Here is a 20,165-nt window from a genome sequence, read left to right on the forward strand (position 1 = left end):
GTGGGCCAACGAAACGGCTAGACGCTGCGGATAGCGACGACGGCGTTGTGCCCGCCGAAACCGAACGAGTTGTTCAGGACCACGATGGATCCCTCCGGCAATTCGCGCGGGGTGCCGACAACGACGTCCAACGGGATTTCCGGATCCTGGTTCTCCAGGTTGATGGTGACGGGTGCCTTGCGGTGGTAGACGGCCAGCACCGAGAGGACCGACTCGACTGCACCGGAGGCGCCGAGCAGGTGGCCCATCTGCGACTTGGTGGCCGAGACGCAGACCTTGTCCAGGTGGCTGCCCAGTGCGGCGCGCAGCGCGGTGTACTCCGGCTTGTCGCCGACCGGGGTGGAGGTTGCGTGAGCGTTCACGTGCACGACGTCCTCCGGCTGGATGCGGCCGTCGAACATCGCGGCCTTCAGCGCGCGGGTGGCGCCCAGTCCTTCCGGGTCCGGTGCCGTGATGTGGTACGCGTCGGCGGTCACCGAGGTGCCAGCGAGCTCGGCGTAGATCGTGGCGCCGCGGGCAATGGCGTGCTCCTCGGCCTCGAGGACCAACGCGCCTGCTCCTTCGCCCATGACAAAGCCGTCGCGGTCGATGTCGTACGGGCGCGATGCGTGCTCCGGGTCGTCGTTGCGCTTGGACAGCGCCTGCATGGCCGCGAACGAGGCCATCGGCATCGGGTGGATGGCCGCCTCGGCGCCACCGCACACAACGACGTCGGCCTTGCCCGAGCGGATCAGTTCCAGGCCGATGTGCATGGCCTCGGTGCCCGAGGCGCAAGCGGAAACCGGGGTGTGGGCGCCGGCGCGTGCGCCGAGGTCCAACGAGACGGCCGCGGCCGGGCCGTTTGGCATCAGCATGGGGACGGTCATGGGTAGCACGCGGCGCGGACCCTTTTCCTTCAGCGTGTCCCATGCGTCGAGCAGGGTCCACACGCCGCCGATGCCGGTGGCGAAGGCAACTGCCAGGCGATCGTGGTCGATCTCCTCGATGCCGGAGTCCTTCCAGGCCTCGCGCGCCGCAACGACGGCGAACTGGGTGGACGGGTCCATGCGCTTCATCTCGACGCGGGAGAGCACCTCGGAGGCCGGGGTGGAGGCCTTGGCGGCGAACTTCACCGGCAGGTTGTAGGTTTCAACCCACTCATCGGTCAGGGTGTGGGCGCCCGAGACACCCTTGAGCGCGTTGGCCCACAGGGTGGGGACATCGCCGCCGATGGGGGTGGTGGCACCGAGGCCGGTGATTACAACTTTGCGAGCCATGAGGAAACTCTCTACTGGTTGGGGTCGAAACGACTAGCGAGGCTAGTGCGCGATCCAAGCGTCGGAACCTCGCGCGGGGTGGTGCGCAGGGATCCGGATTGGATCGAAAAAGTCTGGGAATCGGTTGCGAAACCGGTAAGCAAGTTGAGGTGGCACAGCAAGTGCCGAAACCCGGTCCCGCCCCCGGTCCCGCTCCGCTGGACGGAACGGGACCGGGGGAAGGGCCGGAAAGCCACTTAGACCTGTGCGCCCGCGATGAAGTTCACTGCGTCGGCAACGGTCTTGAGGTTCTTGACCTCTTCGTCCGGGATCTTCACGTCGAACTTCTCTTCGGCGTTGACCACGATGGTCATCATCGAGATGGAGTCGATGTCCAGGTCCTCGGTGAAGGACTTGTCCAGCTCGACTGCCTCGGTGGCCAGGCCGGTCTCTTCGTTGACGATCTCGGCCAAGCCGGCCAGAATCTCTTCGTTGCTAGCCATGATGGCTCCTTTTCTGTTTTTGCCGGGCAAAGCCCGACGACTGTTCAAACCGCTTGGTGCGGTCCGGATTGTGGGTTGTATCCCTGGGTGTTAACCCTAGGGCAGGACAACTACCTGTGCGCCAAAGACAAGCCCGGCGCCAAACCCGATCTGCAGTGCCAGTCCGCCGGAGAGCTCCGGGTTTTCCTTGAGCATGCGGTCCATGGCCATCGGGATGGAGGCCGCGGAGGTGTTGCCGGCGTCGGCGATGTCGCGGGCGACGACCACCGATTCGGGAAGCTTCAGCTGCTTGACCATCTCGTCGATGATGCGCATGTTCGCCTGGTGGGGGATGAAGGCGGAGAGGTCGGCGGAGGTGATGCCGGCCTTCTCGAGGGCCAGCTTGGCCATCTTTGCCATTTCCCAGACGGCCCAGCGGAAGACGGTCTGGCCGTCCTGGCGCAGCGTCGGCCACAGCTGGGCCTCGGTGCTTGCCACCAGTGCGGTGCCCTCGGGGGAGGACTCGGCGGCCAGGACCGCGTCGCGCAGGTCAAGCTGCGAGTGGGTCATGCCGATGGCCGACCACTTGGATCCGTCCGAGCCCCACACCGACGGGGAGATGCCCGTGGTGTCCGAGGGGCCGATGACAACGGCGCCGGCACCGTCGCCCAGCAGGAAGGAGATGGTGCGCTCGTGGTTGTCGATGTAGTCGGACAGCTTTTCGGCGCCGACGACCAGCACGTACTCGGCCATGCCCGAGCGGACCAGGGCGTCGCCCTGGGCCACGCCGTAGCAGTAGCCGGCGCAGGCGGCGGAGATGTCGAAGGCCGGGGCCGGGGTGGCGCCGATGCGGTCGGCCAGTGCGGCGGCCGCCGATGGGGTGGCGTGCGGGAAGGTCACCGTGGAGACGATGACGGCGCCCAGCTGGCTTGCCTCGATGCCCGCCGAGGCGAGCGCGGCAAGGGCCGCGCCCTCGGCCATGTCCAGCAGCGAGGTGTTTTCGTCGGCGCGGGCGCGCGTCACGATGCCGGTGCGCTGCTGGATCCACTCGTCGGAGGAATCGATCCACTGGCAGACGTCTTCGTTGGAAACGATGACATCCGGGCGGAAGGAGCCTACGCCGTGGATCCGGCTGAACTCGCGCGTGGGCGTCTGGTTCATCACTGCGGTCATGTTTGGTGCTCTTCCTTAGGCTTGGGTGTGTTCGGCGACGAAGGCGCGTGCGGCCTCGAGGTCTTCGGGGGACTTCAGCGCGAGGGTGGGAACGCCCTTCAGGCCGCGGCGGGCCAACCCCACGAGTGTTCCCGCCGGCGGCAGTTCCAGGATGCCGGTGACGCCCATGGCGGCAAGTTGCTCCATGCACAGGTCCCAGCGGACCGGGCGGGACACCTGGGCGACCAGGGATGCCAGGTTGTCCCGGCCGCCGGCCACGGCGTTGCCGTCGAAGTTGGACAGCAGCGTGGTGGCCGGGTCGCTGGCGGTGAGCGATCCGGAAAGTTCCTCGAGGACGGCAACGGCCGGGGCCATGTGGTGCGTGTGGAACGCGCCGGCGACCTTCAGCGGGATGACGCGGGCCTTGGCCGGGGGATTGGCCGCGAAGGCCTCGATCTGTTCGATCGTGCCGGCGGCAACGATCTGGCCGCCGCCGTTGGCGTTGGCCGGGGTGAGTCCGGCGTCGACGATGGCTGCGTTGACTTCCTCGGCGTCGCCGCCGAGGACGGCTGCCATGCCGGTGGGCGTTGCCGCGGCGGCAAGGGCCATGGCGTTGGCGCGTTCGCGCACGAAGACCATCGCGTCGTTTTCGCTCAGTGCGCCGGCAAGCGCCGTTGCCGTGATCTCTCCGACGGAGTGGCCGGCAAGCACGGTGTTGGCCGGAAAGGCCTCGCCGAACAGCGCGCGGGCCGCAATGAGTCCGGCGGCCACGATCAGCGGCTGGGCCACGGCGGTGTCCTTGATGGTTTCCTCGTCGGAGACCGTTCCGTGGGCCGTGAGGTCACGACCGGTGATGGCGGAAAGTCCTGCGAGGTGTTCGGAGACACCCGCAACTTCCAGCCATGGGGAAAGGAATCCGGGGGTCTGAGAGCCCTGTCCTGGGCACACGATTGCTAGCACTACTCCAGCTTTCCAAAGAAGTCATTCACTGCGGCTGTTTTCGCACACCGACTTGGCGGCGTGCTTTTGTAGGAATCCTACAGGATTCAGTGGCCGGTCCGCGGCATGGTTTGCCGCGTTTCGGGCGGGTGTTCGATCGTTTCGGCGTCCAGCCGGCCGACCACCAGCGCGGTCTGGAGCACGAATGCCTCGCGCGGAACCAGCGGATCCCAGCCGGTCACGTCGCACACGCGCTTGAGCCGGTAGCGCACGGTGTTCGCGTGGACGAACAGCTCTCGGGCCGTGCCCTCGAGCGAATGCCCCAGCGAAAGATAGCTCGAAAGGGTCTCGACCAGGCCGTTGCCGGCCTTCAGCAACGGGTCGTAGATCCCCGTGACCAGTGCGTGGCGCGCCTCGGTGTCGTTGTTCATCACGCGCTCGGGCCACAGGTCGTCGGCGGCCACGGGGCGCGGGGCCAGCGGCCAGGCCTTGGCCGCGGCGATCGCCGCGAAGGCGGCCTGGGCGCAGGAGGGGGCTTCCTTGAGGGTGGGCGCCAGCGGGCTGTAGACCACGTGGCCCTCGCCGAAGAAGGAGGCCAGTCGGTCAAGCCCTGCACGGTCGGCGTCGACCCCGCCAAGCATCAGGATTGCCCGTTCGCCGTGCACGCCGACCAGCGAATCACGGGAATAGCGGGCCGCGGCGCGGCGCAGCTCGCTGACAAAGCCCACCTGAGAGGAGGCCGGCGTGGCGCCGATCATGATCATGATGTTCTCGTTGGACTTCCACCCCACCGCGGCAATGCGGGAGCGCAGCGAGTCCTGGCTTTCGCCGCGCATCACCGCATCGACGACCAGGGCCTCGAGCCGTGAGTCCCACGCTCCGCGGGTTTCCGCGGCGCGGGCGTAGACGTCGGCCGCGGCGAAGGCCACCTCGCGCGAGTAGCGCAGGACCGCCTCGCGCAGCTGGGTGTGCTCGGCTTCCGGGGCGATGTCCGGCACCTGGGATTCGACGACCTCGACGATGGTGCGGATCAGCTGCAGCGCCTTTTGCAGGCTGATGGAGCGGGTCAGTTCGGTCGGTGCGGCGCCGAAGACGTCGTTGATGACCCACTGGGGGGACGTGGTGGGGCGCTCGTACCAGGAGACGAACGAGGCGATGCCCTTTTGTGCGACGAGTCCGAGTGCCGCGCGTTCCTCGGGGCGCAGCCCGCGGTACCAGGGCAACGACTGGTCCAGGTGTTTGAGGGCGACCGTGGAAAGCACCCCCAGGTGCTGCTTGAGGCGTTTGAGGGTTTCGGGGCTGGCCTTGGCTTGGCGGAACGGCCTGATCCGCTGGCCCAGATTTGCCGCTTGCTCGTCACTCATGAATACGAGCATACGCACCACATGGCCGCAGGGACTATTTTGTAGTGTTCACACAAAGACCGCGGGACTCCAATGGCGGGCAGGCGGCCGCCGGCAAGAACGCGGGACCAGGAACGAGGGCCAAAAAAGACGGTGGCGCCGATCCCCCCGGGGGGGAATCGGCGCCACCGTCTGACGTGGTGCTATGCCTTAGGCTTCGCCGCCCGCGTTTCCGCTGGTGCCGGCGTTGACGTCGTTGAGCTGGTACTTGGCGAACGCGGCGGCCGGTGCCGAGGCGTCGACCTCCCCGCGCTTGGCCAGCATCTGCAGCGTGCGAACAACCACCGAGTGTGCGTCGATCTTGAAGAAGCGGCGCGCGGCGGCGCGGGTGTCGGAGAAACCGAACCCGTCGGCACCGAGGGTCGCGAACTCGTTCGGGACGAACTGGCGGATCTGGTCCGGCACGGCCTTCATGTAGTCGGTCACGGCAACAACCGGGCCGGTGGCGCCGGCCAGTTGCCGGGCGACGAACGGAACGCGCGGCTCGGCGGTCGGATCGAGGAAGGACGCTTCCTCGCACTCCAGGCCGTCGCGGCGCAGCTCGTTCCACGAGGTCACCGACCAGACATCGGCGGACACGCCCCAGTCCTCGGCCAGCAGGCGCTGGGCCTCGATGGTCCACGGCACAGCCACACCGGAGGCGAGGAGCTGGGCGCGCGGGCCGTCGATCTTGGCCGGGGAGGCCAGGTAGATGCCGCGCTTGATGCCCTCGATGTCCAGGTCCTCGGGTTCCTTGGGCTGCTGGTACGGCTCGTTGTAGAGCGTGATGTAGTACATCACGTTCGGGTCCTCGTGCTTGCCGCCGTACATGCGCTCCAGGCCGGCGCGCATGATGTGGCCGATCTCGTACCCGTAGGCCGGGTCGTAGGTGATCACTGCGGGGTTGGTGGAGGCCAGGATCGGGGAGTGCCCGTCCGCGTGCTGCAGGCCCTCGCCGGTCAGCGTCGTGCGGCCGGCGGTGGCGCCCATGATGAACCCGCGGGTCATCTGGTCGGCGGCGGCCCAGAAGGAGTCGCCGGTGCGCTGGAAGCCGAACATCGAGTAGAACACGTAGATTGGGATCAACGGCTCGTCGTGGGTCGCGTATGCGGTGCCGGCCGCGGTGAACGCCGCGACGGCGCCGGCCTCGTTGATGCCCGGGTGGATCAGCTGCCCGGCCGGGGATTCCTTGTAGGCCAGGACCAGTTCGCGGTCCACGGACAGGTAGTTCTGGCCGGCCGGGTTGTAGATCTTGGCGGTCGGGAAGAACGAGTCCATGCCGAAGGTGCGCGACTCGTCGGGCACGATCGGGACCACGCGCTTGCCGAATTCCTTGTCGCGCATCAGGTCCTTGAGCAGGCGGACGAAGGCCATGGTGGTGGCCGCCTGCTGCTTGCCCGAGCCGCGGGCCGCGACCTCGTAGGCCTTGTCCTCGGGGAGGTGGATCTCCTTGGACTTGGTGCGGCGTTCCGGAACTGCTCCGCCGAGGGCGGCGCGTCGTTCCATCATGTACTTGAACTCGGCCGAGTCGTCCGCCGGGCGGTAGTACGGCGGCAGGTACGGGTCCGCCTCCAGCTGCTCGTCGGTGATCGGGATGCGCAGGTGGTCGCGGAAGCCCTTGAGGTCCTCGAGGGTCATCTTCTTCATCTGGTGCGTCGCGTTGCGCGCCTCGAAGTGCGGACCCAGGCCGTAGCCCTTGACCGTCTTGGTCAGGATGACCGTCGGCTTGCCCTTGAACTCCATGGCTGCCTTGTAGGCGGCGTAGACCTTGTGGTAGTCGTGGCCGCCGCGCTTGAGGTTCCAGATGTCCTCGTCGGTGAGGTCGGCAACCATTTCCTTGGTTTCCGGGGACTTGCCGAAGAAGTGCTCGCGCACGAAGGCGCCGTTTTCGGCCTTGTAGGTCTGGTAGTCGCCGTCCGGGGTCTGGTTCATGATGTCAACCAGGGCGCTGCCGGAGTCCTTTTCGAGCAGGGCATCCCACTCGCGGCCCCAGACGACCTTGATGACGTTCCAGCCCGCACCGCGGAAGAACGCCTCGAGTTCCTGCATGATCTTGCCGTTGCCGCGCACCGGGCCGTCGAGGCGCTGCAGGTTGCAGTTGACCACGAAGGTGAGGTTATCGAGCTTCTCGTTGGCTGCCAGCTGCAGCAGGCCGCGGGATTCCGGCTCGTCCATTTCGCCGTCGCCCAGGAACGCCCAGACGTGCTGGTCGGAGGTGTCCTTGATGCCGCGGTTCTGCAGGTAGCGGTTGGACTGCGCCTGGTAGATCGCATTCATCGGGCCGATGCCCATGGACACGGTCGGGAATTCCCAGAAGTCGGGCAGCGAGCGCGGGTGCGGGTAGGAGGGCAGCGCGTGGCCCTGGCGCGACTTTTCCTGGCGGAAGCCGTCCATGTCCTCCTCGGACAGGCGGCCTTCCATGAAGGCGCGGGCGTACATGCCCGGGGAGGCGTGGCCCTGGAAGAACACCTGGTCGCCGCCGCCGGGGTGGTTCTTGCCGCGGAAGAAGTGGTTGAAGCCCACTTCGTACAGGGTTGCCGCGCCGGCGTAGGTGGAAATGTGTCCGCCGACGCCTACTCCGGGGCGCTGGCCGCGGTGCACCATGACGGCCGCGTTCCAGCGCATGTAGGCGCGGTAGCGGCGTTCGACCTGTTCGTCGCCCGGGAACTCGGGCTCCTGGTCCACGGGAATGGTGTTCACGTAGTCCGTGGTGGTGACCATGGGAACGCCCACGGACTTTGCACCGGCGCGCTGCAGCAGCGAACGAACAATGTACTGGGCACGTTCGGTGCCCTGCGTCTCAACCAGATCGTCGAAGGACTCAAGCCATTCGGCGGTCTCCTCCGGATCCCGATCAGGCAACTGGCTAGTCAAGCCGCTACGGATGTGAGAGATATGTTCCTCTACAGCCACGTCCATCTTCTCCTCGTTATGGGGTACAGCGGGGGCTGTGTGTTGAACGAAAGTTTCGTGTTCAACACACAGTGGCGTTGCAAACGCCAAAGTTTGTGGCCCGTTCCCCAAGGGTGGTTGGTCGCGGACCTTCGATAACACTCTAGTGCTCGACGGTGCTCAACCTGTACCTGCGGCGCTTCCGAGAAGTTCGTTAACGGTGCTCAGATGGGGTCTCGGACCGTGAAAGTGGGTCGAAGTCGTCACTATTTCGGCGTGTTGGAGGCTCTGCGCTTGATGGGAGCGCAAAAAGGGTGTTTGGTTGTACCAGACGCTTGAACACCAGCAGGAGGAGTGACGTGAGCGACGCCGCACCGGCAAAGCACGAAGCCGCACAGAAAATGGGCTTCAAAGATGGGGACCTGATTCAGGAACTCGGATACGACGACGATGTGGACTTTGACCTCCGCGATTCCCTAGAGGAAACGGTGGGCTCCGAGCTACTTACTGAAGATGATCACGAGGTGGTAGACGGAATTGTCTACTGGTGGCGTGCCGACGACGGGGATCTTGTTGATGCCCTGGTCGATTCGCTGGTCAGCCTGGATGAGAAGGGCGTTGTGTGGCTGTTGACCCCAAAGTCGGGGCGCGACGGCTATGTGACACCTGCATCAATCCAAGAGGATGCACCAACCGCGGGACTTCATGTGACAAACACCGAGGGTGTTTCCGAGGACTGGTCGGCAACCCGACTTGTTGCGCGCCGCAAGAACTAGGGCGTTGGAAACATCACAATCGGTTTCCGGGAATGACTTCCCGGTGCCAGGAGCCGGTGATGCGGCTCCGGGCTTTGCCTTGCCCAATCAGCACGGGGAACTCATCGAGTCCCGTGCCTTGGGGGAGCAAGCCTACTTTTTAGTCTTTTACCCGTTCGCGTTTTCCGCGGTATGTGGGTCGGAGCTTGAAGAGCTCGAAAAAGTACGACACGAATTCGGTTCTCGGGATACCCGTATCCTGGGCGTTTCCGTGGATCACAAGTTCGCTTTGCGAACCTACGCAGACCAATCCCGTTTTGGGTTTGACCTGCTGGCCGATTTTTGGCCGCACGGCGCCGTCGCAACAAGCTACGGAGCCTTTAATTTCGAGTCAGGCGCGGCAACGCGCCACACGTTCCTCATCCGTGGGGAACACGTGGTTGATTCCTTTAGTTCACCCATCCATCAGGCGCGCGCCATCGCGCGCTACAGAGAGGCGATGGACCTGCTCACCTAAACGTTGTCGAAGAACTTTCTGCGTCTATTCGACAGCACGGGGCGGTAGATCGCCACATTCAAAATCTTGTCACGAACACTTCCGACGGAATAGCAACCAAACGAATTCAGTAGTGCCAAGGGCCTTTAGCTCAGCTGGTAGAGCGTCACGTTTACACCGTGAATGTCATCGGTTCGATCCCGGTAGGGCCCACCGTCAGGTCGTTGTACAAACCAACGACATCGTCGGTTCAAGTACTGCAATCCGCGGTCCGTCTTCAATGACGGGCCGCGGTTTTTTGCATCTGGACGATGGATGATCTGGCAGTGCGGAACCGGCTGGTCCCGGAAGCGCTGGATCCAACGTGCCATGTCATCGTTGTTGGAATTTCCCGCAACGACCATCAATGCGGCAGTGAAATGCGCGGGCCAGCGGCATTGCCCGTTCCGCACGTGCTCCGGTGTCGGGCTGCAACCGTTCCAATTTCCACGGCCATTGACGGGCATTTCAATGTGAAGCGGCACCGCCAGACCGATCAGCAGGCACATCGCCACTGCGCCAGCGCACCAAGCCTCGGAGCCATCGGCGCTCCGGACGGGCTCGGCGCGCCCGGTGGCTCGACAGATGCTGCTGACGCACTGTTCTCTTGTCGATGCATTCGTTAGCTTCAAGGAATGGAGCTTTTAGCCGCATCCGGCCAACCCGCGGTTGGTTCCTTCCCGGCGCCTGATCGGACCCGGCGCCTGGACTCATGGGTGGGCGACCCTGCTTCGGCACACCAGAGTTCTTCCACAAAGGCTCGGGCCGATGGACCTTCACGAGGCCGCGCAACGCGGCAGCCACCTCACCTCTGGCGCAAAATGGTGATGTTCACTACGTTGAGCAAGGGAAAGTGGGGTAAATCGCTGTGCGTGTTACGTCATGCATTCATCGTTGACAACCCTTTGTCCAAGCAATGAGACACTCTTGGCGGCCCGGAACGGTTTCGACCGACAACAAACGGGCCTGCACCAACGAACACGAGGAGTAGCAATGTCACCCGCACCCAGCGAAGCGACCATGGCTGAAATCACGAAGCTGATCGGCTTCGACACCACGAGCCGGGACAGCAACCTTCCCCTGATCGACTACGTCGTGGAACGGCTTGAGGCCCTGGGCATCGACTCGACCCTGGTGCACAACAATGAAGGCAACAAAGCCAACCTGCTGGCGACCATTCCGGCCGCGGACGGCACCCGAACCGGCGGCATCGTGCTTTCGGGCCATACCGACGTGGTTCCAGTCGACGGACAGGTCTGGAGCAGCGATCCGTTCACCCCCGAGATCCGCGACGGCAAGCTCTACGCCCGCGGCACCAGCGACATGAAGTCCTTTGTGGCCGTCATCATGGCCAAGCTGGAGGCGATCGCGGCGGCGAAACTGAACGAGCCGATCCACCTGGCCTTCTCCTACGACGAGGAAGTCGGCTGCCTCGGTGCAGTCGACCTGGTCGCCGCCATCACCGAAGCCGGGCTGAACCCGCGCGGCTGCATCGTGGGGGAGCCCACCAGCATGCGCGTGGTCCGCGGACACAAGTCGGTCAACGTCATCCGCGTGGACTTCCATGGCGTGGCCGCCCACTCCTCGCTGACCACCCAGGGGGTCAACGCCATCTCGGCGGCGGCGGAATTCACCCGGGTCGTGGATTCGATGGCTCACGGCTTCAAACAGGACGGCCCGTTCGACGGGGCCTTCATCGTCCCCTACACCACCACCACGGTGAACAAGATCGACGGCGGGATCGCCGTCAACACCATCCCGGCCGAATGCACCCTGCACTTCGAGTTCCGCTCGATTGCCGCCGACGACCCGACCGACGTCATCGAACGCTTCCGGGCCGAGGCGCTGCGCATCGAGGAATCCATGCGGGAGCGGAGCCAGGACGTCCGAGTCGAGTTCACCGTGCTGGCCCAGACCCCGGGCCTGGACACCCCCGAGGACGCGGGGGTCGTCGCGCTGGCCGCCGAACTCGGTGGCACCCCCAGCCCCGACAAGGCCACCTACGGGACCGAGGCCGGCCTGTTCTTCAACGCCGGAATCCCGACCGTCGTGTGCGGCCCCGGCGACATCGCCCAGGCCCATGCCCCGGACGAATTCATCGAACTCGAGCAGATCGCCGCATGCGAGGCGTTCATCGAGAACCTGCTGGCCAAGCTGAGCTCCTGAGAAGCAGCACCACATTCATCGCACCTAATACACCCAAGGAGAACAACATGGCTGACGCAATGACCGTCACCCCGCAGCAGCTGGCCGCTGCAAAGAAGGCGGTGATCAGCAGTTCCATTGGTGCCGCCCTGGAATGGTTCGACATCATTGTCTTCGCGACCTTCGCCGTGGTCATCGCCGAGAACTTCTATCCCGAGTCCGACGGCACGTTTGCGCTGATCCTGACCTTTGCGACCTTCGCGATTTCTTACCTGATTCGCCCGCTCGGTGGAGTGGTGCTGGGCAGCTACGCGGACCGCAAGGGCCGGAAGAACGCGCTGACGCTGACCCTCATGCTGATGATGCTCGGCACGTTGATCATGGCCTTGGCGCCAACCTACGCCCAGGTCGGCGTGTGGGGCGCAGTGATCATCCTGATCTCCCGACTGATCCAGGGCTTCTCCGCCGGTGGCGAGTTCGGCACCGCCACCGCGTTCCTGATCGAGACGGCACCGCACCGGAAGGCTTTCTACTCCTCCTGGCAGGTCGCAGCCCAGGGCGCTTCGATGCTGCTGGCCGCGGCCTTCGGCTATGTGCTGACCCAATGGCTCTCGGAGGAGGCGTTGTACAGCTGGGGCTGGCGCGTGCCGTTCTTCGTCGGCCTGTTGATCGGTCCGGTGGGCCTCTACATCCGTGCGAAGCTTGATGAAACCGAGGAATTCACCAAGGGCGAGAAGGAACACGCGCCCTTGAAGGTGCTGCTGGTCCACCACTATGGCCGCCTTCTGGCGGGATCCGCCGTCATCGGCGTGGCCACCATCTCCGTCTACATGATCCTCTACATGCCGACTTTCGCGGTGAAGAACCTTCATATTCCGGCCACCGCCGCATTCCTCGGCGGCGTGGTTGCCGGGTTGATCGCGCTGGTCGGCGTTCCGTTTGTGGGCCACCTGGCCGACCGCGTGGGCCCAGCCAAGGTCATGACCTACGCGGCGATCGCCGCGCTCTTGCTGGCATGGCCGCTGTTCCAGCTCATGATCACCAACCCGACGGTGCCGACGCTGATCATCGTCATTGCCCTGTTGGGTGTGCTCATGGCGTTCTACTTCGGCCCGCTACCGGCCCTACTCTCATCGATGTTCCCGGCGGCCATTCGCGGCACGGGCCTGGCCGTGACCTACAACGTCGGGGTGACCCTGCTCGGCGGCATCGCGCCGCTGGTGCTGACCTGGCTTTTGAGCGTCACCGGATCACTGAATGCCCCGAGCCTCTACTACATGGCGATCGCCGTGATTTCGCTTGTGGGCCTGTACTTCGTTCGCACGCGGTACAACCAGCGCTAGGCGCGGGGAAGTGGGGGCCCGGGCATGGACCTTGGGAAAGTGCCGGCCCCCGCCTTCCGGATCGGCAATGTTGGCCACCACCTGGCGGCGTGAGCTGCATCATCATTCACACCAGGATTTGCCAAGCCCGGCAAACCTGTAATAGATTACCTTCTTGTTGCAACGCAAATGAACGGAAATGAATCCGGTCGCAGCGCATGTTTCGGGGCCTTTAGCTCAGCTGGTAGAGCGTCACGTTTACACCGTGAATGTCATCGGTTCGATCCCGGTAGGGCCCACCAAACAAAACCCGTAGTCCCCATGGAAACCCAATGGGAACTGCGGGTTTTTTGCTTGCCGCGGCAAGGATGGCCGGCCCCGGGTGCCGAAGACGTCGGCCGCGAGCCACATGGAATGGCGTATCCGGTCGCGGGAAGCTGCCCGCGATCGCTTGGCGGGCCCGGCGGAGACTTCCGCGGAGTTCCTTCGACAGGGGAGCGGGACCACTCGGAAAGCCCTGGCATGTGATCGGCAGAACGGCTGTCGCCGACTTGCATGGAACGGAGCGATGCCGAAGCGAGAGGTCGTTGCCCCAAGGCGAGGCTTCGAGAGCCCGATGATGCTGCGCACTCCGGTGCGGATCTGCACGAGCCCGAATTGATGGACCCCACAGCAGGAGAAGCCGTTCAGGTCCGGATCACGCAAGCACCCGGAGGCCTCCGCACGTATGGACCTCGGGAATCGTCGCTGTCACGCTCGTGCCGTTGCCGTCCTTGAGGCGCTCATGGGAATTATCGCCAGGTGGCAAGCCCGCGTGAACATAAGGCACTCCAAAGCTTTTCACAACCTTTGGGCTAGATGATCTATCTACGGTTTAGCCACGGACAAAGGCCTATGCAGACGTCCATCAGGCTTCGAGGTGAACCGTTTGCTCGGAGCACCGGTTGTCCCAATCGGGTCCTCGAGCCTGTACCGCACCAAGAGTTGCGGTGCCGTCGAGGGTCCCGCTTCCCCCAGGCCGGACCCTCGATGCATTTGTGGCGGTGCCTGAATTCCCCGGCACCGCTGCAAACGGTGGTCGTTTGCAGCCCTAGTGCCGTCAAGAGACGGGGTACGAGGGCCGCGGAAATCTCATTCTTGGTGGGCTTGCGCGGCAAGGGGCGAGCAATGACGTGAATCGGGTCCGTGTGAACCAATCGTGACCCCTTTGTTGTTGCTCCCCCTTCCTGAGGGGGTCGTGGAACCCCTTCTTCGCGGCTTATGCCAGCTGGCCAAACACTGAAATATGGGGTTTGTCAGTAGTTTGGGGAAAAGGCATTTGGGGAGCACAAAGTGAATGGCGACACTGATCTAAATGGGGTAGAAGACTGTGCCGATGGGCGTGTGAGCGCCAAGGTACTTGGAACGTTGCAAATCCGCCGCGGTGATGAGGTGATTAGCGCTCAGAATCTGGGTGGGCCGAAGTCGCGGCAGATCCTGGAGATCCTCTTGCTTCATCTCGGCTCGGCGGTATCAAAAGGAACTCTCATCGACATGCTGTGGATGGAATCGGCGCCCACGACCGCCGTTTCAACCCTTGAGTCATACGTTTCGGTCCTGAGGCGTTGTCTGCAACCGGGACAGGGCAAACGCGGGGTGCTGAAAACCACCACCGGAGGGTACCTTCTCGATCCGGATCTCATTGATCTTGACTTGGCTCGCTTTGACTCATTGTTGACCCGGGCAGAACAGTCCACTGGCCTGCAGGCTGCGGCCCTGTTGCGGCAGGCGCTGGCTCTGTCCGATGAACCGTTGTTGGGGAACGAGCTCCTGCCCGAATGGGCCGAAACCGAGCGATCCCTGCATGCTTCCAGGGTCATGGCTGCCAAGGTTCTGGCCGCGGAAACGGCACTGGAGCTGGGGCAATTGAGTGAGGCAATCGGCCTGGCCCAGCAGGTGGTTGACGTTGATCCGCTCAACGAACCCGCGTGGTCGGTGATGATCCTTGGCATGGAGCGGGTCAGGCAACCGCTGCGAGGTTTGCAGGCATTCGAGCAGTGCCGTCGAATCATGGACCGCGAGCTGGGATGCCAGCCGGGGGAGGTCCTGCAGCAGGCGCAGCGTCGAATGTTGCACGAGACATCGTCGTCGAACGACGACTTTTCCCTGGTGGTCCGGGCGCTGCTGGCGCTTGAGGGATCCAGCGGCGGCGCGGCAGGTTCGTCGGCGGCTGAGCGATTCGCCTCACGCGCGGACGGCGAAATCACGCTGTTCGAGGCGGGCACCATCGTGCGTGGTTACGTGGAACGCATGATGGCCGGAGCCGCTGTCTAGACGGCAACCAGCAAGACCGTTGAAGGCAACGAGCCACGTTGCGAACCTTGCCAACGCCCAGGATCATCAGGATACTGGCCCTAGGTGCCGCACCTGGTGCCCATCATTTGGAAACGTTTTCTGGGGAAGCGTCGGTGTAAAACATGAATTCCGTGGTTGGGGACAATGGAATCACGGTGTCTCGGATTGTGGTGATTGACGATCACGCTACTTTTGCGGATCTGCTGTCGGGGGCACTGAATCGAGAGATGGACCTGCAGTGCATAGGCACGGCCAACACCCTTGAGACGGGGATTGCGCTCTGCATCGATACAGAACCGGATCTGGTGGTGATCGACTATCGGCTGCCTGACGGCGACGGGTTGCAGGGATCGGAACGGATCCTCAGGGCGCTACCGTTGTCGCGTATCGTGATGCTCACCGGCGACCCGACATCCCAGGCAATGCAAAGGGCGGCATCTCTCGGGATATGTGGTTTCCTGCCGAAGGATGGTGCCTTGTCCATACTTCTGCAAGTCTTGCGCACGGTGCGCCACGGGGAGTTCATTGTCGGACCGGCACTCATTTCCGAGATGTTGAAGCCCCGACTACCAGAAGTATCCATGAGCCCCGGCTTGACGGCCAGGGAGCTGGAGGTCTTGCAGCTGATGGGCCAGGGCTTCGATGTGGTTACCAACGCGCGCACCCTCGGAATTAGCGCCCATACCTGTCGCGGGTACGTGAAATCCATTTTGAGCAAGCTTGACGCCCATTCTCAGCTTGAAGCCGTCGCGACGGCCAACAAGTTGGGGCTGCTGGGCGGAGGCAGCAATTGAAGGGCCGGTGGCGACGTAGCCGCCCGGGCACTGCCATTTTGGTCGAAGAAGGCTCGGCCGTGCGTTCGGCAATCCTCAAGTTCCTGCTCACTGGCCTCGTTGTGCTCCTGACCGTCTCCATTCCGGCGACCTTTTGGGTCCGCAGCGTTGCGCAGAACGTGGCCATGCAACAGGTCCTGGAACTCACGCAACGATTGGCGGACTATGCGATCGGGGCCGATCTCGGCACGAAACTCGCCGCCGGGGACATGTCTGCCGTGGAACAGATCAACGCCCGGATGACCCCTTGGATGTCCGATGAAATGATCCTGCGGATCAAGGTCTGGGATTCCACGGGAACGATTCTCTACTCGGATGTGGGCGAGCTGATTGGAGCGTCGTTCCCGCTTGAAACGTGGGCCGAGGAACTGTTGGCGGGCGGTCCCGGCGTGATCAGTCTGGGGCCACAGGAAGAAGGGGAGAATATCTACGAGGCGGGTACCGAGGACCTCGTGGAAGTCTACGTATTGTCGGGGGCGGGCACTGACACGCCGCTGCTCTTTGAGATGTACTTTCACGCCGCCGTGGTGCGTGTGCCTGAACATGAGATGCTCCTTGGCATGATCCCGGTGTTCCTGGTGGCGCTGGGCGTCTTGCAGGCCGCGCAGCTGATACCAGGCATCGCTCTGGCAAAGCGTGTGCAGCGGTATCAGCGTGCCCGCCGGGCATTGCTGCAGCAGGCCATCGAGGCCGGCGAACAGGAGCGGGCCAGACTTGCCAGGGATTTGCACGACGACATCATCCAGGATCTGGCCGGGCTGGCCTACATTTTGGATCCGTCGCCATCCACCAACGGATCGGATGCGCCCAGTGCGATCCTGCAGGGGAGTATCAGAAAGCTGCGTGAGGTCACCAGCGAACTGTATTCCACGCCGGTGAGCGCAGCCGAGCTGCCAGCGGCTCTTTCGGTACTGGTGGAACGCACCCGCAGCAAGGGAATCCGGACCCGAGTCGATATTTCCGAGCCGGTCGACTTGGAAAGCCGGCAGGCGACAATGCTCTACAGGGTCGGGCGCGAGGCTTTGGTAAACATCATGAAGCACTCTGAGGCAAAAAATGTGCATCTTAACCTGAAGCCCCATGGAGGGTTGTGGACCCTGCGCATCACCGATGACGGTCAAGGGTTCGACGTGCTGGACGGCAGCCGAGAGTCGCATTTTGGACTGCGCATGATGTCGGACGCCGCTGAATTGGTTGGCGCCCGGCTGGAACTTGTCAGCACCACGGATGGTGGAACCAGTATGGCTGTCACCACCGGTGGACGCCAACAGCAACGGGGGAGTCAGGCAGATTGATCGGTGCGGCAGCAGCTTCCGGCAAAATCTTCACGCCTGACCCGGGCACATTGACCTGAGAAGCATGCCGTAAAAGGTTGGTGGGCAAACGGAACAGCCGACGAATGGGCGCCGATTTGCCAAGTCAGTGTTGTGTGTACTAAATTATCTACTTGTCGCAACGAACCGATTCGAAAGTGTTTCGAAGAAATAGTTGTTTCAGGGCCTTTAGCTCAGCTGGTAGAGCGTCACGTTTACACCGTGAATGTCATCGGTTCGATCCCGGTAGGGCCCACCAAATAGAAAACCCCGCGGTTTGGATTTCATCCGAACCGCGGGGTTTTTGCTTTGTTCGGCCGACGATGCCCGGCCGCGGAAATCCATGTGAATCCAGCGATTGCGATGAGGTACTTCAGCGCATCGTTCGGGTGTTCGTCAGTCCGCTCGGCCCGAGCTGCGGCCTGGTTGCCTGCACCTTTGGCCGCGCGTTTCCGTTCACGGCGGCTACGCCAGTTTCTCCCACCGCTGACCCCGGCTTTTCCATGCTGCCTGCCGTCTTGTTCGCCCATGGGGTCCGGTCTCCGCTGTCCATTGCTCCCTCTGTTGGTCACTCGTGGCATTAAGGTTGTCGGCAACCTCGGGGTTCGCTGGGCGGTGAGGCAGGGCGCCTACACGGAGTGACTTCGATGCACGATCCGGGCAAGGGCGCGGCGGTGTGTTGGTCGGCGTGGAGCACCGGAATCCTGCGATTTGGAAGGTGCAAGGAATCCGGTTGACACCTCACGGATCGAGTTCTAGGCTGTATAAATCTGACTTATAACGACGAATTTCGTCTTATGTCTGATATTTCTTTCAAAGCCACGATGGAGTGATGATGACCAACCCTGCCTACCCACCCATGATCGTTATGGGTGTTTCCGGTTGCGGAAAGTCGACTGTCGGACAGAAGCTTGCGTCCGAACTCGGCTTGGCATTCATCGACGGCGACGACCTGCACCCGAGGTCCAACAAGGACAAGATGGCTGCCGGCCAACCCCTCAACGACGACGATCGCCGCCCCTGGCTCGAGACGATCGGCGCGGCCCTGGCCGCCAGCGTCAGCGCCGGAACCCCGGCCGTCATTGCCTGCTCGGCCCTCAAGCGCAGCTACCGCGACCTTCTTCGTTCCCGCGAACCCGGCACCGTTTTCGTGCACCTGAGTGGATCTCCCGAGCTGATCCAGAACCGTCTTGACGAGCGCAGCCACGAATACATGCCCCCGACGCTCCTTGCCTCGCAGCTCAACACCCTTGAGGCGATCGGACCCGACGAGGCGGCCGTGGAAGTGGATGTCTCGCTCTCGCCGGACGAAATAGTCGCCGTCGTGGCGCTTCGCCTGGGCTCCCTGTATCCCGATTCTTTTGAGGGCATTCCCGCCCGAACATCACCACATCACATCTCATGAGGACGACGATGACCGACGAGTTAGTCATGAACTGGACGCTGGGTGCCCCCGCGCTCCTGACAATCGCCGCGGGTGCAATCCTGCTGCTCCTATTGCTGATCATCAAATGGCGGATCCATGCCTTCGTGGCATTGGTCGTCATTTCGCTGCTCACCGCGGTCGCCACCGGCATCCCGGTCGGCTCTATCGTGCCCACGCTCACCGGAGGCTTCGGCGGCACGTTGGCGTCCGTCGCGTTGCTGGTGGGCCTTGGCGCGATGCTGGGCCGCATGCTTGAAACCAGTGGCGGCGCCGAGATCCTCACCAACGCGCTGATCAGCAGGTTCGGTGAAAAACGTGCGCCGTTGGCGCTCTCCGTCGCCTCGCTGCTCTTCGGCTTCCCGATCTTCTTCGACGCCGGCCTGGTGGTCATGCTGCCGATCATCTTCACCGTGGCACGCCGCCTGGGCGGCTCGTTCCTGGGCTACGCCTTCCCGGCCGCCACAGCATTCTCCGTCATGCACATCTTCGTGCCGCCGCACCCGGGCCCGGTTGCCGCCTCCGGCCTGCTTGAGGCAAACGTCGGTCTGGTGCTGTTGCTCGGCCTGGTCGTGGCGCTCCCGACCTGGTACTTCGTCGGGCACCTCTTCGGCAAGTACGTGGGACGCAAGTACAATATCGCCATCCCGGACATCCTGGACGGCAGCGAGAAGGAACAGCACGACTTCGCCTCCACGCCGTCGCTGCGCACCGTGGTGACCCTGCTGCTGCTGCCGCTGATCCTGATCTTCATGAACACCGGCCTGAATGCGCTGGCCACCGCCGGCATCGTCGACAAGACCGAAACCTGGGTGCAGATCCTGCGCCTGCTGGGCGAAACCCCGATCGCACTGCTGATCACCGTGCTGCTGGCCATGTACCTGCTGGGCTACAAGCAGAACAAGGACAAGACGCTCATCGAGACCGTCACCGATTCCGCACTCGGCCCGGTGTGCTCGATCATCCTGATCACCGGCGCCGGCGGCATGTTCGGTGCCGTGCTGCGCGCCAGCGGCATCGGAGACGCCGTGGCGTCCTCGCTCGAGGCGGTCGGCCTGCCGATCATCATCGCCGGCTTCATCATCGCCGCGGTGGTCCGCGTGGCCCAGGGCTCGGCGACCGTCGCCCTGACCACGGCCGCCGCGATCGTCCAGCCGGTGGTCGTTGGCAACCCGGACTTCAACTCGATCGAGGTCGTCGCCATCGTGCTGGCACTGGCAGCGGGCTCGGTGTTCGCCGGCCACGTCAACGACTCCGGCTTCTGGCTGGTCTCGCGCTTCTTCGGCATGGACGTGAAGACCACCCTGAAGGTGTGGACCGTGGGCCAGGCCCTGGTCGGCATCTGCGGCTTCGCCATCGCCTACGGCATCTTCGCCGTCGCCGGCGCCGTCGCCTAACCACCCAAACCGAGAGCACAGGAGAA

The 20,165-nt window shown here is 63.6% G+C and carries 17 protein-coding genes and 3 tRNA genes; 13 read left to right on the forward strand and 7 right to left on the reverse strand.

The features are described 5' to 3' along the window. Positions 1–17: 17 nt before the first annotated feature. The 6 genes from fabF to aceE form a co-directional block, all read right to left on the reverse strand. A complete protein-coding gene (fabF, locus tag ACFY5D_RS00710; protein WP_387523636.1) occupies positions 18–1,256 on the reverse strand; it encodes a beta-ketoacyl-ACP synthase II in 1,239 nt (412 codons plus the stop codon). A gap of 236 nt (positions 1,257–1,492) precedes the next feature. Further along, positions 1,493–1,738 carry an acyl carrier protein gene (locus ACFY5D_RS00715; protein WP_387523638.1) on the reverse strand — a complete coding sequence of 82 codons (246 nt, stop codon included), beginning with the start codon at positions 1,736–1,738 and terminating at the stop codon, positions 1,493–1,495. Between the two features lie 96 nt (positions 1,739–1,834). Next, entirely contained in the window at positions 1,835–2,890 is a 1,056-nt protein-coding gene (locus ACFY5D_RS00720; RefSeq protein WP_387523641.1) for a beta-ketoacyl-ACP synthase III, read from the reverse strand. Positions 2,891–2,905: 15 nt separating this feature from the next. Beyond that, positions 2,906–3,829, reverse strand: coding sequence for an ACP S-malonyltransferase (locus tag ACFY5D_RS00725; protein ID WP_387523643.1), 924 nt, complete (start codon positions 3,827–3,829; stop codon positions 2,906–2,908). An 86-nt stretch (positions 3,830–3,915) separates the two neighbouring features. Next, complete coding sequence (locus tag ACFY5D_RS00730; protein WP_387523646.1) at positions 3,916–5,172, reverse strand: PucR family transcriptional regulator; 1,257 nt, start codon at positions 5,170–5,172, stop codon at positions 3,916–3,918. 189 nt (positions 5,173–5,361) lie between these two features. Continuing rightward, positions 5,362–8,109 carry a pyruvate dehydrogenase (acetyl-transferring), homodimeric type gene (aceE, locus tag ACFY5D_RS00735; protein ID WP_387523648.1) on the reverse strand — a complete coding sequence of 916 codons (2,748 nt, stop codon included), beginning with the start codon at positions 8,107–8,109 and terminating at the stop codon, positions 5,362–5,364. A gap of 332 nt (positions 8,110–8,441) precedes the next feature. Here aceE and ACFY5D_RS00740 point away from each other — a divergent pair, with 332 nt between their 5' ends. The 11 genes from ACFY5D_RS00740 to ACFY5D_RS00790 all read left to right on the forward strand — a co-directional run bounded on the left by ACFY5D_RS00740 (position 8,442) and on the right by ACFY5D_RS00790 (position 17,578). Next, positions 8,442–8,858 (forward strand): DUF3052 domain-containing protein, encoded by a 417-nt coding sequence (locus ACFY5D_RS00740; RefSeq protein WP_387523650.1) that lies wholly within the window; start codon positions 8,442–8,444, stop codon positions 8,856–8,858. 4 nt (positions 8,859–8,862) lie between these two features. Continuing rightward, a complete protein-coding gene (locus tag ACFY5D_RS00745; protein ID WP_387523653.1) occupies positions 8,863–9,354 on the forward strand; it encodes a redoxin domain-containing protein in 492 nt (163 codons plus the stop codon). A gap of 119 nt (positions 9,355–9,473) precedes the next feature. After that, positions 9,474–9,546: transfer RNA gene (locus ACFY5D_RS00750), tRNA-Val, on the forward strand. A 98-nt stretch (positions 9,547–9,644) separates the two neighbouring features. After that, complete coding sequence (locus ACFY5D_RS00755) at positions 9,645–9,998, forward strand: hypothetical protein (protein WP_387523656.1); 354 nt, start codon at positions 9,645–9,647, stop codon at positions 9,996–9,998. Between the two features lie 367 nt (positions 9,999–10,365). Next, positions 10,366–11,538: an acetylornithine deacetylase gene (gene argE / locus ACFY5D_RS00760; RefSeq protein ID WP_387523658.1), complete on the forward strand. Its 1,173-nt coding sequence runs from the start codon at positions 10,366–10,368 to the stop codon at positions 11,536–11,538. Positions 11,539–11,585: 47 nt separating this feature from the next. Beyond that, positions 11,586–12,860 (forward strand): MFS transporter, encoded by a 1,275-nt coding sequence (locus ACFY5D_RS00765; protein ID WP_387523660.1) that lies wholly within the window; start codon positions 11,586–11,588, stop codon positions 12,858–12,860. Positions 12,861–13,065: 205 nt separating this feature from the next. Next, a tRNA-Val gene (locus ACFY5D_RS00770) sits at positions 13,066–13,141 on the forward strand. A 1,081-nt stretch (positions 13,142–14,222) separates the two neighbouring features. Then, positions 14,223–15,152 carry a BTAD domain-containing putative transcriptional regulator gene (locus tag ACFY5D_RS00775; protein WP_387523663.1) on the forward strand — a complete coding sequence of 310 codons (930 nt, stop codon included), beginning with the start codon at positions 14,223–14,225 and terminating at the stop codon, positions 15,150–15,152. A 176-nt stretch (positions 15,153–15,328) separates the two neighbouring features. After that, positions 15,329–15,967, forward strand: coding sequence for a response regulator (locus tag ACFY5D_RS00780; protein ID WP_387523666.1), 639 nt, complete (start codon positions 15,329–15,331; stop codon positions 15,965–15,967). 59 nt (positions 15,968–16,026) lie between these two features. Further along, on the forward strand, positions 16,027–17,301 hold the full coding sequence (locus ACFY5D_RS00785) for a sensor histidine kinase (protein WP_387523669.1): 1,275 nt from the start codon (positions 16,027–16,029) through the stop codon (positions 17,299–17,301). Positions 17,302–17,502: 201 nt separating this feature from the next. Continuing rightward, a tRNA-Val gene (locus ACFY5D_RS00790) sits at positions 17,503–17,578 on the forward strand. Positions 17,579–17,603: 25 nt separating this feature from the next. On the opposite strand, the gene ACFY5D_RS00795 is transcribed toward ACFY5D_RS00790, so the two are convergent. Then, positions 17,604–17,849 carry a hypothetical protein gene (locus tag ACFY5D_RS00795; RefSeq protein ID WP_387523671.1) on the reverse strand — a complete coding sequence of 82 codons (246 nt, stop codon included), beginning with the start codon at positions 17,847–17,849 and terminating at the stop codon, positions 17,604–17,606. Between the two features lie 302 nt (positions 17,850–18,151). On the opposite strand from ACFY5D_RS00795, the gene ACFY5D_RS00800 reads away from it, so the two are divergent. Together ACFY5D_RS00800 and ACFY5D_RS00805 are read left to right on the forward strand one after the other, a co-directional pair. Next, positions 18,152–18,724 (forward strand): gluconokinase, encoded by a 573-nt coding sequence (locus ACFY5D_RS00800; protein ID WP_387523674.1) that lies wholly within the window; start codon positions 18,152–18,154, stop codon positions 18,722–18,724. Between the two features lie 8 nt (positions 18,725–18,732). Beyond that, positions 18,733–20,139 (forward strand): GntP family permease, encoded by a 1,407-nt coding sequence (locus ACFY5D_RS00805; RefSeq protein ID WP_387523677.1) that lies wholly within the window; start codon positions 18,733–18,735, stop codon positions 20,137–20,139. Positions 20,140–20,165: the final 26 nt, after the last annotated feature.

This window comes from Paeniglutamicibacter sp. NPDC012692 (genome assembly GCF_042901625.1).
In the GTDB taxonomy this organism is placed as follows: domain Bacteria; phylum Actinomycetota; class Actinomycetes; order Actinomycetales; family Micrococcaceae; genus Paeniglutamicibacter.

Bases quoted from the DNA above. Each gene is read 5' to 3' on its own strand.
- fabF (WP_387523636.1), bottom strand. From the start codon at position 1,256: ATGGCTCGCAAAGTTGTAATCACCGGCCTCGGTGCCACCACCCCCATC.
- ACFY5D_RS00715 (WP_387523638.1), bottom strand. From the start codon at position 1,738: ATGGCTAGCAACGAAGAGATTCTGGCCGGCTTGGCCGAGATCGTCAAC.
- ACFY5D_RS00720 (WP_387523641.1), bottom strand. From the start codon at position 2,890: ATGACCGCAGTGATGAACCAGACGCCCACGCGCGAGTTCAGCCGGATC.
- ACFY5D_RS00730 (WP_387523646.1), bottom strand. From the start codon at position 5,172: ATGAGTGACGAGCAAGCGGCAAATCTGGGCCAGCGGATCAGGCCGTTC.
- aceE (WP_387523648.1), bottom strand. From the start codon at position 8,109: ATGGACGTGGCTGTAGAGGAACATATCTCTCACATCCGTAGCGGCTTG.
- ACFY5D_RS00755 (WP_387523656.1), top strand. From the start codon at position 9,645: ATGGATGATCTGGCAGTGCGGAACCGGCTGGTCCCGGAAGCGCTGGAT.
- argE (WP_387523658.1), top strand. From the start codon at position 10,366: ATGTCACCCGCACCCAGCGAAGCGACCATGGCTGAAATCACGAAGCTG.
- ACFY5D_RS00765 (WP_387523660.1), top strand. From the start codon at position 11,586: ATGGCTGACGCAATGACCGTCACCCCGCAGCAGCTGGCCGCTGCAAAG.
- ACFY5D_RS00795 (WP_387523671.1), bottom strand. From the start codon at position 17,849: ATGGGCGAACAAGACGGCAGGCAGCATGGAAAAGCCGGGGTCAGCGGT.
- ACFY5D_RS00800 (WP_387523674.1), top strand. From the start codon at position 18,152: ATGATGACCAACCCTGCCTACCCACCCATGATCGTTATGGGTGTTTCC.
- ACFY5D_RS00805 (WP_387523677.1), top strand. From the start codon at position 18,733: ATGACCGACGAGTTAGTCATGAACTGGACGCTGGGTGCCCCCGCGCTC.